The following is a 14236-nucleotide window of genomic DNA, read 5'->3' as shown; positions in this document are numbered from 1 at the left end:
GCGGTCGGCGTTTTCCGGTACGCCCGCAGCCCCGAGCCCTGGTGACCCGGCTGGTCCCGTCCCGGCCTGCGATAGCACCATGAGCGCCAGCTCGTTGGTCTCGGCTGGTCGTGGTGGTTCTGTCCCGGCTTGGGATGGGGCCATGAGCGCCAGCTCGTTGGTCTCGGCTGGTCGTGGTGGTTCTGTCCCGGCCTGGGATAGGGCCATGAGCGCCAGCCCGGGTCGTGTTTGCGCTGACGGTCGTCCGGTGGGCTAGCGACTTTCAAGTGCGAAGCGGGCACGTGGGCGTACCGGGAACTTGTGCCGCTTTGACATCGATCAACCGCAACCCGGACCGCGGACCGCACGCCACCCGAAACCAGCCATGGATCGTGAGCGGCGGCCGCGACAGTGATCCGCAGCTCGGTGGCTTGGCGCGCGGACGGCAACCAGCGGCGGACCGTGAGTGGCGGCCGCGACGGTGACCAACAGCCGCGTGGGGCATTCCAGGACGGTGACCAACAGCCGCGTGGGTCATTCCAGAAGGAACGCATCCGTTCCGGCTTATCCACAATTCCGGCTTGTCCACAGGGCGCGCTTTCGCGCGGCCTTGTTCCGTCACACTGCCCCATGGAGGTGGCCCCCCAAGGGTGGGCGGGCTGGGCGTGTTGGGCGGGATCCGGGGCTGCGAACCAGGGCTGCGGATCCGGGGCTGCTCAGCGGAACTGGGCGAGGGTCGCCTGGATCAGGGCCAGGTCCCAGGTCAGCCTGCCGTCGTCGAGATCGCGGACGACACCCCGTAGCCACTCCAGCTCGGCGCGGAGCAGCGCGGCGCGGTATTCGTCCTCCAGGAGGAACAGCCGGGGCAGGCCGGGCGGTGCCTGGGCCTCGATCCCCGCGAGCCGCTCGGTGACCGTCTCGATCCGGCGGCTCAACAGGTCCCTGGTCTCCGGTGGGGTGAGCATGGCGAGGAAGGACAGCGCCACCGGGAACTCGGGGAACTCCCGCGCCGGGGCCGGCAGCATCTCCAGCAGCCAGCGGCGCAGTGTCGCGGAGCCCTCCTCGGTGATCTCGTAGACCGTCCGCTCCGGCCGGCCGGCCTCCCGGGTGGTCTCACCGGCCCGGGCGAGTCCCTCCCGGACCAGCCGGTCCAGGGCTTGGTAGACGCTGTTGCGCTGGGCCACGTTGACCAGTTGGTCCTGGCCGCGCTCCTTGATCACCTGCTGCATCCGGTACGGGTGCATCGGCGCCTCCATCAGCAGCGCCAGCAGCAGCATCGCCAGTGGGGAGCGCTTCATGCCAAGCAGCCTACGATCTCTTGACGGATCCTAGTCATTTTATGGATAGTCATTTTATGACTAAGACAGCAGCCGTGATCGGGGGTGGCATCGCCGGCACCGCGGCGGCCATCGCCCTGCGACACGCCGGGTTCGATCCGGTGATCCACGAGCGTCACCAGCGCGGCGTCGCCGACGAGCGCGGCGCGTTCCTCACCGTCGCGGTGAACGGGCTGGCCGCGCTCCGGTCCCTCGGCCTGGACCCGGAGAAGGTGCTGGCCAAGGGCTTCCCGACGCCGGTCATGGCGCTGCGCGGCGCCTCCGGGCGGGTGCTGGCCGAGATGTCGCTGGGCCGGGAGACGCGGACCGTCCGGCGCGCCGACCTCTACGCCGCGATGCTGGCCGAGGCCGAGGCGTGCGGCATCCCGGTGGTCCACGGCGCCGCGCTGACCCGGGCGGTGTCCGGGCCGGACGGGGTCGAGGCGGAGTTCGCCGACGGCCGCCGGGTGCGTGCCGAGCTGCTGGTCGGGGCGGACGGGCTGCGGTCGCGTACCCGGCAATGCCTGGATCCGGCGGCGGCCGCGCCGCACTACCTGGGTCTGCTCAATGCCGGCGGATTCACCGCCGGGCCGGTCGAGCCGCGGCTGGCGCCGCCTCCGGGGGTGATGCAGATGGCCTTCGGCCGGAAGGCGTTCTTCGGGTGGGCGACCGCGCCGGACGGGTCGGTCTGGTGGTTCGCGAACCCGCCGAGCAAGCGGCCGGTCGAGTCGGGCGCGTTCACCCCGCAGTCCTGGAAGGCGCACCTGGTCGAGCTGTTCGACGGGGATCCCTCGTCGCCGGCCGCCGAGCTGATCCGGCTCAGCGACGAGGTGGTGGGTCCGTGGAGCACCGAGGACATGGGGCCGGTCCGGGTCTGGCGCGACGAGCGGATGGTGCTGGTCGGCGACGCCGCGCACGCCCTGGCGCCGACCTCCGGGCAGGGTGCCTCGCAGGCCGTGGAGGACGCCGTGGTGCTCGGGCACAGCCTGCGCGACAACGCGTCGATCGGGGCGGGGCTGGCGGCGTACGAGAAGGCTCGTCGCTCCCGGGTGGAGAAGGTCGCCGCGCACGGCCGGCGGGGCAACAGCGGCAAGGTGCAGGGTCCGGTCGGCGCGGCGATCCGGGATGCGATGCTGCCGTTGGTCTTCCGGCTGCTCCAGCGCCGGGGCGACCCGCAGGCCTGGATCTTCGAGCACCGGCTGCCGCGGCTGGCGGCCGGGGCCTGAACCGGGCAACCCCGGCAGCGTGGCGGGCGCTGCCGGGGCTGGTGGGGATGGAAAGGGTTCCGCTGCCGACTCTTCCCGCTGCGGTTACCTGGCGGTAGTAGGGAAAACCCTTGTCCTGTTGTCCATCGCGACCTTAGTAATCGTTCAGTTCTGCCTCTAGTATGGGGCGCATGGACGCAGCCGACATCGAGGCCGGACGCGAGCGCTGGCAGCGCCGCTACGACGCCGCCCGCAAGCGGGACGCCGACTTCACCACGCTCTCCGGTAACCAGGTCGAGCCGGTCTACGGCCCGCCGGCCGGCGCCACCCATCCCGGTTTCGAGCGGATCGGCTGGCCCGGCGAGTTTCCGTACACGCGCGGGCTCTACCCGACCGGATACCGGGGGCGGACCTGGACGATCCGGCAGTTCGCCGGCTTCGGCAACGCCCGGCAGACCAACGAGCGGTACAAGATGATCCTGGCCGCCGGCGGCGGCGGGCTCAGCGTGGCCTTCGACATGCCGACCCTGATGGGCCGCGACTCGGACGACGCGCAGGCGCTCGGCGAGGTCGGCCACTGCGGGGTGGCGATCGACTCGGCGGCCGACATGGACGTGCTGTTCGACGGCATCCCGCTGCAGGACGTGACGACCAGCATGACCATCTCCGGTCCGGCCGTCCCGATCTTCGTGATGTACCTGGTGGCCGCCGAGCGGCAGGGCGCCGATCTGAGCAAACTCGACGGGACGCTGCAGACCGACATCTTCAAGGAGTACATCGCGCAGAAGGAGTGGCTGTTCGCCCCGGAGCCGCACCTGCGCCTGATCGGCGACCTGATGGAGTACTGCGCGCGGGAGATCCCGAAGTACAAGCCGCTCTCGGTCAGCGGCTACCACATCCGCGAGGCCGGGGCGACCGCCGCGCAGGAGCTGGCGTACACGCTCGCCGACGGCTTCGGCTACGTGGAGCTGGGTCTCTCCCGGGGGCTCGACGTCAACCAGTTCGCGCCCGGGCTGAGCTTCTTCTTCGACTCGCACATCGACTTCTTCGAGGAGATCGCCAAGTTCCGTGCCGCCCGGCGGATCTGGGCCCGGCACCTGCGTGACGACTACGGGGCGACCAGCGAGAAGGCGTTGTGGCTCAAGTTCCACACGCAGACCGCCGGTGTCTCGCTGACCGCCCAGCAGCCGGTGAACAACGTGGTGCGCACCGCTGTCGAGGCGCTCGCCGCGGTCCTCGGCGGCACCAACTCGCTGCACACCAACGCCCTGGACGAGACGCTCGCGCTGCCCACCGACGAGTCCGCCGAGATCGCCCTGCGCACCCAGCAGGTGCTGATGGAGGAGACCGGGGTGGTCAACGTGGCCGACCCGCTCGGCGGCTCGTGGTACCTGGAGGCGCTCACCGACCGGATCGAGGCGGAGGCCGAGGAGATCTTCGAGCGGATCCGCGGGCTGGGCCACGACGGCAGCATCACGGCGGGCATCCTGCGCGGCATCGAGGACGGCTGGTTCACCGCGCACATCGCCGAGGCCGCGTTCGCGTACCAGCAGGCCCTGGAGAAGAACGAGAAGCGGATCGTCGGTGTCAACGCGCACACCGGCACGGTCGCCAAGGAGCTGGAGATCCTCCGCGTCTCGCACGAGGTCGAGGTGGAGCAGCGGCGGGTGCTGGCCGCGCGCCGGGAGCAGCGCGACGCGGGCCGGGTGAAGAGCGCCCTGGAGGATCTCGTCGCGGTGGCCCGGACCTCGGACAACATGATCCCCGCGATGCTGGAGGCGGCACGCGCCGAGGCGACGCTGGGCGAGATCTGTGACGCCCTGCGGGGCGAGTGGGGCGTGTATCGGGAGCCGGCCCGGTTCTGACCGTCGTGGAGGGTCCGGGGGTCGCCCTGTGACGTCCGATATCGGCCGCCCGGCGGCGGCGCGAACAGGCCGGACAGCGTGCGAGACTAGGTAACCATGAGCGACCCACGGACCACTCCGTCGATCTTCACCCGCGGCGCGGTCGATCTCAGCGCGCTGCGTTCCCCGGCGCCGGCCAAGCCGGCCGCGCCGAGCCGTCCCACCGCCTCCGACAGCGCCCCGTCCGGCGCGGCGCCCGGCACCCTGCCGGGCCTGGCGCCGGAGACGATCATCGACGTCACCGAGAGCAATTTCCAGAGCGCCGTGCTGGAGCGGTCGCTCACCACCCCGGTGATCCTCGACTTCTGGGCCGACTGGTGCGGGCCGTGCAAGCAGCTCTCCCCGGTGCTGGAGAAACTCGCCGCCGAGGGCCAGGGCGCCTGGGTGCTCGGCAAGGTCGATGTGGACGCCAACCCGCGGCTCGCCCAGGCGTTCCGGGTGCAGGGCATCCCGATGGTGCTCGCGGTGATCGGCGGGCAGCCGGTCGAGGGCTTCACCGGCGTGCTGCCCGAGTCCCAGATCAAGCAGTACATCGACGCGGTGCTCAAGGCCGCCGGCGTCGACTCCGGTGCGGCCGCGGCGGAGGACCCGCGACTGGACGCGGCCGACGACGCGCTGATGGTCGGCGACCTGGACGCGGCCGAGGCGGCGTACAAGAAGATCCTGGCCGAGTCGCCGGCCGACGCGGCCGCCGAGGCGGGGCTGGCGCAGGTCGAGCTGTACCGGCGGATCAACGGGCAGGACCCGGCGTCCATCCTGGCCCGGGCCGCGGCCGACCCGGACGATCTGGAGGCGCAGCGGCTGGCCGCCGACGTCGAGGTGCTCAGCGGGCAGGCCGAGGAGGCGTACGCGCGACTGGTCGCCCTGATCAAGCGGACCACCGGCGACGAGCGGGACGTGGTGCGCAAGCACCTGCTGTCGCTGTTCGCCGTGGCCGGGCCGGACGACCCGGCGGTGGCGGGCGCGCGCCGCGCCCTGGCCAGCGCACTCTTCTAGACCCCACAGTTCTCGAGGAAGCGGGAGGGCGTCGTGCGACGCATCGCCGTTCTGGACGCGCCGTCCAATCTCGGCCTGCGCCCGCCGACCGCGACGTCGGTGCCGGGCTGTGCCAAGGCGCCCGGCGCCCTCCGCGACCACGGCCTGCTGCCCCGGCTCGGCGCCCGGGACGCCGGCTGCCTGACCCCGCCGCGCTACGACCCCGGCGACTGGCGCCCCGGCGACGGGGTCGCGCACGCCCCGGAGATCGCGGCGTACTCGCGGGCACTCGCCGACCGGATCGGCGCGATCATCGACGGCGGCGAGTTCCCGGTGATCCTCGGCGGGGACTGCTCGATCCTGATCGGCTCCGGGCTGGCCATGCACCGGCTCGGCGAGGCGGTCGGCGGGCGCATCGGCCTGGTCTTCGTGGACGGTCACTCGGACTTCCGGCACCCCGGCAACGCGTCCTATGTGGGCGCCGCCGCGGGGGAGGACCTGGCCCTGGTCACCGGTCGCGGGCAGGCCGACCTGGCGGCGATCGAGAGCCGCCGGCCCTACTTCCGGGACGTCGACGTGGTGGTGCTCGGCATCCGGGCCCAGGACGAGTACCGGCTGGACCTGCAGGCCGCCGGGATCGTGACCCGCCCGGTGCCGATGCTGCGGGTCGAGGGGGCGGCGCGCAGCGCGCAGTGGGCCCGCGATCAACTGGTGGACTGCGCCGGCTACTGGGTGCATGTGGACGTCGACGTGCTCGATCCCGCGGTGATGCCGGCGGTGGACGCGCCGGATCCCGGTGGCATCGCCTTCCCGGAGCTGGAGCTGCTGCTCACCGGGCTGGTGGAGTCGCCGCACTGCCTCGGGGTGGAGATCACCGTCTTCGACCCGGACTACGATCCGGACGGTCGCTACGCCGGGGAGATAACGTCGGCGCTGGTGAGCGGGCTGGCGCCGGTGCGGACGGTGACGCCGCGACCGGATCTGATCGCGGCTCGCCGGGATCTGGCCAACCAGCCGGATGCCGGTTCCGTGCCGATTTCGCCCGATGTCACGGCGCCCGAGCCGGTCGCCGAGGAGCCGGCCCTCGCCCCTGACGTCGAGGAACCCGTCCTCGAAGAGCTCGTCCCCGAATCGGTCCCGGAACACGCCGGGCTGGAGCACGCCGAGCCGGAACACGCCGGGCTGGAGCATGCCGAGCCGGAGCACGCCGGGGTGGAGGAAGCCGGGCTGGAGCGCGCGGGGCTGGAGGAAGCCGAGCTGAAGGACGCTGAGCTGGAGGAAGCCGAGCCGGAGCAGGCCGAACCGGAGCACGAGCCGGAGGAGGCGGACCCCGGAGTGCGGCTCTTCACCCGCCCGCTGGGCTCCGCGCCGCTGCTCGACTCGGAGCCGTTGCCGGCCACCCGGCCCGGGATGCTGCGTCCCCGGCCGCCGGCCGATCCGCCGGCCGCCGGGGCGCTCACGTCGTACCCCCCGGGTCTCGGGCCGGCGGGCCCGATGGGCGTCGCCTGACCTACCCCGCCAGGGTGGTGAGGAAGTTCTTGACGATCGGGACGGCCGCCTCGGAGCCGGCCCCGCCCTTCTGCACCATCACCGCGAAGGCCACGTCGCCCTGGTACCCGATGAACCAGGAGTGCGTCTCGTCCGAGTCGTCGGCGAACTCGGCGGTGCCGGTCTTGCCGTAAACCGCGCCGCCCGGGACGCCCTTCAGCGCGGTGCCGGTGCCGCCGGTGACCACCTCGCGCATCATCGACCGCAGCGCCGCCACCGCCTTCGCGTCCAGCGTGCCGGTGCTGCCGGCGGTGGCCGGGGCCGGGTCGAGCACCAGCTTGGGCGGCTGGAGGCCGCCCTTGGCCACGGCGGCGGTGGCGACCGCCATCGAGATCGGGCTGACCGCGGTGCTGCCCTGGCCGAAGGTGGCGGCGGCCAGCTCGGCCGGGCTCGCGCCGTCGGAGACCTTCCCGGTGAACGCGTCGACCCCGATGTTCCAGTCGCCGCCGATGCCCAGCGTGCGGGACGCCTGCCCGAGGCCGTCCGCGCCCAGCTGCGGCGCCAGGCCGACGAAGGCGGTGTTGCAGGATTTGGCGAAGTCGACGTGGAACGGGACCTTGCCGAGTGCCTCGTCGTGCGAGTTCTTGAAGGTACGCCCCTCGACCGCCCGGGTCTTCGGGCACTCCACCACGGTGTCCGCGGCGACCTTCCCGGACGACAGCAACCCGTACGCCGACACCATCTTGTATGTCGAGCCGGGCGGCACCTGGCCGGTCAGCGCGGTGTTCACCCCGCCCGCCTCCGGCCCGTTCGCCACCGCGAGCACCGCGCCGTCGCTGATCCGCAGCGCCACCATCGAGCTGGGCCGTTTCTCCTTGGCGAGCGCCCGGTCGGCGGCGTTCTGGGTGGCGGTGTCGATGGTGATCTTGAGGTCCTTGCCGTCCACCGGCTTGGACGTGAAGATCGGCTTCTCCTCGGTCGACTCGTCGGCGGCCTCGGCGGAGACCACCACCGACAGTCCGGGAGCGCCACGCAGCCGCTGGTCGTACTTCTCCTGGAGCCCGCCGTGCCCGACGACGTCGCCGGCGACCAGCTCCTCGGGGCGCTTCTCGAGGTCCTCCTTGGTGGCCGCGTCGGCGGTGCCGAGCAGCGCCCGGGCGAACGCGCGCGTCGGGCCGAGCTGACGCGTCTCCTCGCGGAACACGGTGCCGGGCAACGGGCGTACCGTAGATCTGATCTTGTCGTAGTCGGCCCGGCGCAGGATGACCAGATCGAGGAAGGCGCCCGGATCGGCCTTGGTGACCCGGTCCTTGAGGTCCTTGAGGTCGACGTCGACGCCGACCCGCTTGAACGCGGCGATCAGCGACTTGGACAGCGACGGCAGATCCTTGATCTTCTCCGGGCTGACCCCGATGATCACCACCTTCTGCGGGCCGACCAGCGCCTTGCCGCTCGCGTCCAGGATCGTGCCGCGCTGGGCGGGCACCCGGCGCAGCCGGAACTTCTCGCCCTCCTCCAGCTCGGGGCTCAGCACGGCCGGCTCCCAGATCACCTGCCAGCCGTCGCCGCTCTGCTTGGTCATCCGGACGCTGGACTTGTAGTCCCACACCACGTTGCCGGGCAGGGTCCAGCGCACGTCGATCGGGGTGGTGGCGATGTCGCCGGCCACCTTGGGGTCGCCGGCCACCGAGACGGTGAGCGGCTGGTCCTTGAGGTCGCCGTAGAAGCCCTGGATGCCGGTCAGCACGTCGGCCGCGGCGATCTTGCCGCCGGCGGCCGTGACGAAGCCCACCTTGCTGAGATCGCCGCTCTTCCACCCGTTGAGGAAGTCGACGACGGTGTCCTGCGGCTCGTCCTCGGAGCACCCGGCCAGCCCCGCTGTGGACAGCAGGAGCAGCGTGGTCAATCCGACGGTGGCGCGGCGCATGAGGTTTCCCCCTGTGGGTACGTCTTGCTGGGCTGATCGCACGGTAGTCGCCGGGAGCCAGTTCCGCCGCCCCGCACCGGTCGAAAGCTCGCATATCAGCCCACCAGTCGGGCTGGCACACCCTGGGTGTGAAGCTGCCGCGCCCGGGCGTTCTAGGCTGTGCCCGACACGTTCGAACCCACAGTGTCGTGGGTGAGGGGAGCGCCGGACCATGCCTGTCGCCGACGAGGCAGCGACCGATTCTGATCAGACCGTGCCCGACTCACCGGGTTCCGGACCCGGGCTGGCCCTCACCGGGCGGCTCGGTGCGTCCACCGAATCCGGCGAGCTCGACGAGCCGCTTCCGAACGCCGAGCGCCTGGTCGCTCAGGCGGTGGAGCGAGCCGGCGAGGACCACACCACCGCGTCGCTGGTCGACCGCTTCTGGCGGTTCGCCCCCGACGAGGAGCTGGTCGGGTACACCCCGGAGGAGATGTTCACGGCCGCGGTCGAGCACCGCGAGCTGGCCCGGAACAGGTTGCCCGGCGAGCTGAAGCTGGCCCTCACCGAGCCGCGTGGCCCGCAGGCGCACACCGTGCTGCGGATCGTCACCGACGACATGCCGTTCCTTGTCGACTCGGTGATCGCCCTGCTCACCGCCCACAACCTCCAGGTCTACCTGATGGTGCACCCGCTGATCGTGGTGCGCCGGGAGCCGCTGGGCGCGCTCAGCGAGCTGGAGGCGGACGTCGAGCCGGACGACGCCATCGAGGGCGACCTGGTGGAGAGCTGGATCCGGATCGAGATCGACCCGGTCCGCCGCGCCGACGCCCGCGACCAGCTGCTGAACGAGGTGCGCCGGGTGCTCACCGACGTGCGCGAGGCGGTCGAGGACTGGCCGCGGATGCGGCAGCGGGCCCTGGTCATCGCGGACGAGCTGGCCGCCGCCCGCGGGTCGGACCGGCGGTTGCCGGTCCCGGAGAAGGACGTCACCGACTCGATCGAGCTGCTCAAGTGGCTCGCGCACGACCACTTCACCTTCCTGGGCTACCGCGAGTACCGGCTGGACGACGGGGTCCTGAGCGCGGTGCACGGCACCGGCCTGGGCATCCTGCGCGGCGACAGCCGGCCGCGCCGGCTGGACACCATGGCGCCCGAGGCGTACGAGCGGGCCATGGAGAAGCGCCTCCTGGTGATCACCAAGGCGAACTCGCGGGCCACCGTGCACCGCTCCGCCTACCTCGACTACATCAGCGTCAAGGTCTTCGACAGCAACGGCGACGTGGTCGGCGAGCGGCGCTTCCTGGGCCTGTTCTCCAGCTCGGCCTACCGCACCAGCGTCCGGGAACTTCCGGTGGTCAAGCGCAAGGTGACCGAGGTGATGGACCGCTCCGGCCTGTCGCCGCGCGGCCACTCCGGCAAGGACCTGCTGCAGATCCTGGAGACCTACCCCCGCGACGAGCTCTTCCAGATCAAGACCGATGACCTGTACGAGGCGGTCATCGGCGTGCTGCGGATGGCCGGCCGCCGGCAGCTGCGCCTGTTCCTGCGCCGCGACGGGTACGGCCGGTTCATCTCGTGCCTGATCTACCTGCCCCGGGACCGGTTCACCACCGGCAACCGGCTGCGCATGCAGGAGATCCTGCTGCGCGAGCTGAACGGCGTCGGGGTGGACTACACCACCCGGGTGACCGAGCGGATGCTGGCCCGGGTGCACTTCATCGTGCGTACCGACCCGGCCGACCCGCCCGGTCAGCTGGACCCGAACACGCTGGCCGAGCAGCTGGCCGACGCCACCCGGATGTGGGACGACGACTTCTCCCTGGTCCTGGAGCGCAAGCTGGGCGACGAGCCGGCCAAGGAGCTGTTCGGGCGGTACGCCCACGCGTACCCGGAGAGCTACAAGAACGGGCACACGCCGTACGAGGGCATGCAGGACCTGGCCAAGCTGGAGCTGCTCGAGGAGCCCGGCCAGCTGGAGATGCACCTGTACCGGCGGCGCAAGCTCGGCCCGGACGGCGCGCCACAGCCGGACGAGCACGACATCCGCTTCAAGGTGTACCGGTTCGGCGAGCCGATGATGCTCTCCGCCGTGCTGCCGGTGCTGCACTCGCTCGGCGTGCAGGTCAGCGACGAGCGGCCGTACGAGATCCGGCGCGACGACGGACTGATCTATCTGTACGACTTCGGCCTGCGCCCGCCGAAGGTGCACCGCGAGCTGGCCGAGGTGCGCCCGCAGGTGGAGAACGCGTTCGCGTCCACCTGGCGGGGCGAGGCCGAGGTGGACGGGTTCAACGAGCTCGTGCTGCGGGCGGGGCTGACCTGGCGGCAGGTGGTGGTGCTGCGGGCGTACGCGAAATATCTGCGCCAGGCCGGGAACGTCTTCTCCCAGCGGTACGTGGAGTCGACCTTCATCGCCTACCCGGAGATCGCGCGGCTGTTGCTGGAGCTCTTCGAGGCCCGCTTCTCGCCGGCGCTGCAGATCGGCGAGACGGAACGGGCCCGGCGGGCGGGCGAGGTGGCCGGCCGGATCACCGAGCTGCTCGACCAGGTGGACAGCCTGGACCAGGACCGGATCCTGCGGTCCTACCTGACGCTGATCGAGGCGACCCTGCGGACCAGCTTCTACCAGCGCGGCGCCGACGGGCGGCCGAAGTCCTACGTGGCGTTCAAGCTGAACCCGGAGGCCATCCCGGACCTGCCGCAGCCCCGCCCGAAGTACGAGATCTACGTCTACTCGCCGCGCTTCGAGGGCGTGCACCTGCGCTTCGGCGCCGTCGCCCGGGGCGGCCTGCGCTGGTCGGACCGGCGCGAGGACTTCCGCACCGAGGTGCTCGGCCTGGTGAAAGCCCAGATGGTGAAGAACTCGGTGATCGTGCCGGTGGGTGCCAAGGGCGGCTTCGTGCTCAAGCAGAAGCCGGGCGACCGGGACGAGGCGGTGGAGTGCTACAAGCGTTTCGTCACCGCGCTGATGGACGTCACCGACAACATCCTGAGCGGCAAGATCGTGCCGCCGAAGGACGTGGTGCGCCACGACGGCGACGACCCGTACCTGGTGGTGGCCGCGGACAAGGGCACCGCGACGTTCAGCGACATCGCTAACGAGATCTCGGTCGGCAAGGAGTTCTGGCTCGGCGACGCGTTCGCCAGCGGCGGCTCCGCCGGTTACGACCACAAGAAGATGGGGATCACCGCCCGCGGCGCCTGGGAGTCGGTCAAGAAGCACTTCCGCGACCTGGGCAAGGACACCCAGACCGAGGACTTCACGGTGGTCGGCGTGGGTGACATGTCCGGCGACGTCTTCGGCAACGGCATGCTGTTGTCCGAGCACATCAAACTGGTGGCCGCCTTCGACCACCGGCACATCTTCCTCGATCCCGACCCGGACCCCACCGTTTCGTACGCCGAACGCCGGCGCCTGTTCGACCTGCCGCGCTCGTCCTGGGCCGACTACGACACCAAGCTGATCAGCGAGGGCGGCGGGGTGTACCCGCGCGGCGCCAAGTCGATCCCGATCAGCCCGCAGGTGCGTACCGTGCTGGACCTGCCCGCGTCGGTCACCGCGGTCAGCCCCGGCGAGCTGATGCGGGCCATCCTCAAGGCGCCGGTGGATCTGCTCTTCAACGGCGGCATCGGCACCTACGTGAAAGCCGCCTCCGAGTCGCACGCCGACGTCGGCGACAAGGGCAACGACGCGATCCGGGTGAACGGGACGGACCTGCGGGTCAAGGTGGTCGGCGAGGGTGGCAACCTGGGCCTGACCCAGCGTGGCCGGATCGAGTTCGCCAGGGCCGGCGGCCGGGTGTTCACCGACTTCATCGACAACTCGGCCGGCGTGGACTGCTCCGACCACGAGGTCAACATCAAGATCCTGCTCGGCGGGGCGGTCACCGACGGCGAGCTCGGGCTGCCCGAGCGGGACGAGCTGCTGGCGGCGATGACCGACGAGGTCGGCGCGCTGGTGCTGCGGGACAACTACGAGCAGGCGATGGCGCTGGGCAACGCGCGGGCGCAGGCCCACTCGCTGCTGCCGGTGCACCGGCGGATGCTCACCACGCTGGAGCAGCGCGGCGAGCTGAACCGCGAGCTGGAGGCGCTGCCCACCGACAAGGAGCTGGCTCTTCGGTACGAGAACGGGGAGGGGCTCAGCGCGCCGGAGTTCGCGGTGCTGCTCGCGTACGTGAAGATCAGCCTCGAGCGGGAGGTGCTCGCCGACGAGCTGGTCGACGAGGCGTGGACCAACCAGGTGCTGCACCGGTACTTCCCGACGCCGCTGCGGGAGCGCTACGCCGCGCGGATGGCCGGGCACCGCCTGCGCCGGGAGATCATCTCGACGGCGCTGGTCAACGAGGTGGTCAACCGGGGTGGCACGTCGTTCGTCTTCCGGGCCATGGAGGAGAGTGGGGCGTCCGCCGCCGACGTGATCCGGGCCTTCGTGGTGGTCCGGGACGTCTACGGGCTGGCCGAGATCTGGAAGGCCGCCGAGGCGCTGGACAACAAGGTGCCGACGTCGGCGCAGACGCTGGCCCTGCTGGAGACCCGGCGGCTGCTCGACCGGGCGGTCCGCTGGCTGGTCAGTACGCGGCGCTCGCCGATCGACGTGGTCGGTGAGATCGCCAAGCTGCGTCCCGGGGTGGCCACCCTGCTGCCACAGCTGCCGCAGGTGCTGGTCGGCGCGGAACGCCGGTCGTTCGAGGAACGTGTCGCCATGCTGGCGGGCAAGGGCGTACCGGACGATCTGGCCGACGCGGTGAGCCGGGTGTTCTACGGCTTCGGCCTGCTGGACATCCTGGAGACGGCGGCCGCCATCGACCGGGACGTGACGGAGGTGGCGCAGGTCTACTTCGTGCTCTCCGAGCGGTTCGGCGTGGACGCGCTGCTGTCGCACATCTCCCGCCTCCCGCGCGGCGACCGGTGGCAGACCCTGGCCCGGATGGCCCTCCGCTACGACCTGTACGCGGCGCTGGCCGCGCTCACCGCGGAGGTGCTGCAGTCGACGCCGGAGTCGGCGGCCCCGGAGGACCGGGTGTCCCAGTGGGAGCAGGTCAACGCCGCGTCGATCGCCCGCGCGTCCAACGCGATGGGCGACGTGGACGAGTCGCCGGCCGACCTGGCGGCTCTGTCGGTCCTGCTCCGCCAGATCCGCACGCTGGTGAAGACCTCGTCCGCGGCCTGAGGTGGATCCGCTACCCGAGGCCGTCCGCGGCCTCGGGTGGATCCGCGGCCTGAGGCCGTCCGCGGCCTCGGGTGGATCCGCGGCCCGAGCCCGTGCGCGGCCGGGTGGCCGCGGCCTGTGACGAGTCGGCCGGGGCGGCATCGCCCCGGCCGACTCCGCCCGGGACCAGTCCCGATCCTGGGCGGCCCGGCGCACGGAACACCGGGCCTGCCGGTTGCCGCCGGCAGCCTTTCTCGCTCCTTTCCCGAGACTTTCGGAACGGCCGCGATGCCCTGGGGGCGTTCGGC

The 14236-nt window shown here is 71.6% G+C and carries 6 protein-coding genes and 1 pseudogene; 5 read left to right on the top strand and 2 right to left on the bottom strand.

Annotated features, from left to right (window positions below; genetic code table 11):
- Positions 1-695: 695 nt before the first annotated feature.
- Positions 696-1277 carry a PadR family transcriptional regulator gene (locus Actob_RS38510; protein WP_284916899.1) on the bottom strand — a complete coding sequence of 194 codons (582 nt, stop codon included), beginning with the start codon at positions 1275-1277 and terminating at the stop codon, positions 696-698.
- 56 nt (positions 1278-1333) lie between these two features.
- On the opposite strand from Actob_RS38510, the gene Actob_RS38505 reads away from it, so the two are divergent.
- The 4 genes and pseudogenes from Actob_RS38505 to Actob_RS38490 all read left to right on the top strand — a co-directional run.
- Entirely contained in the window at positions 1334-2521 is a 1188-nt protein-coding gene (locus Actob_RS38505; RefSeq protein ID WP_284916898.1) for an FAD-dependent oxidoreductase, read from the top strand.
- A 170-nt stretch (positions 2522-2691) separates the two neighbouring features.
- A complete protein-coding gene (locus Actob_RS38500; RefSeq protein ID WP_284916897.1) occupies positions 2692-4365 on the top strand; it encodes an acyl-CoA mutase large subunit family protein in 1674 nt (557 codons plus the stop codon).
- 96 nt (positions 4366-4461) lie between these two features.
- A complete protein-coding gene (locus Actob_RS38495) occupies positions 4462-5400 on the top strand; it encodes a tetratricopeptide repeat protein (protein ID WP_284916896.1) in 939 nt (312 codons plus the stop codon).
- 33 nt (positions 5401-5433) lie between these two features.
- Positions 5434-6465, top strand: a pseudogene (locus Actob_RS38490) (arginase family protein); the annotation flags it as partial.
- 424 nt (positions 6466-6889) lie between these two features.
- Here the strand turns inward: Actob_RS38490 and Actob_RS38485 are convergent.
- Positions 6890-8794, bottom strand: coding sequence for a penicillin-binding transpeptidase domain-containing protein (locus tag Actob_RS38485; RefSeq protein WP_284916895.1), 1905 nt, complete (start codon positions 8792-8794; stop codon positions 6890-6892).
- 211 nt (positions 8795-9005) lie between these two features.
- On the opposite strand from Actob_RS38485, the gene Actob_RS38480 reads away from it, so the two are divergent.
- Complete coding sequence (locus Actob_RS38480; RefSeq protein WP_284916894.1) at positions 9006-13949, top strand: NAD-glutamate dehydrogenase; 4944 nt, start codon at positions 9006-9008, stop codon at positions 13947-13949.
- Positions 13950-14236: the final 287 nt, after the last annotated feature.

Source organism: Actinoplanes oblitus, assembly GCF_030252345.1.
GTDB lineage: Bacteria > Actinomycetota > Actinomycetes > Mycobacteriales > Micromonosporaceae > Actinoplanes > Actinoplanes oblitus.
Note: the sequence above shows the minus strand (reverse complement) of the source record. Positions and strands in the feature narration are given on the sequence as shown.

Excerpts from the sequence above, each read along its gene's own strand:
- Actob_RS38510 (WP_284916899.1), bottom strand. The coding sequence starts at position 1,277 with ATGAAGCGCTCCCCACTGGCGATGCTGCTGCTGGCGCTGCTGATGGAG.
- Actob_RS38505 (WP_284916898.1), top strand. The coding sequence starts at position 1,334 with ATGACTAAGACAGCAGCCGTGATCGGGGGTGGCATCGCCGGCACCGCG.
- Actob_RS38500 (WP_284916897.1), top strand. The coding sequence starts at position 2,692 with ATGGACGCAGCCGACATCGAGGCCGGACGCGAGCGCTGGCAGCGCCGC.
- Actob_RS38495 (WP_284916896.1), top strand. The coding sequence starts at position 4,462 with ATGAGCGACCCACGGACCACTCCGTCGATCTTCACCCGCGGCGCGGTC.
- Actob_RS38485 (WP_284916895.1), bottom strand. The coding sequence starts at position 8,794 with ATGCGCCGCGCCACCGTCGGATTGACCACGCTGCTCCTGCTGTCCACA.
- Actob_RS38480 (WP_284916894.1), top strand. The coding sequence starts at position 9,006 with ATGCCTGTCGCCGACGAGGCAGCGACCGATTCTGATCAGACCGTGCCC.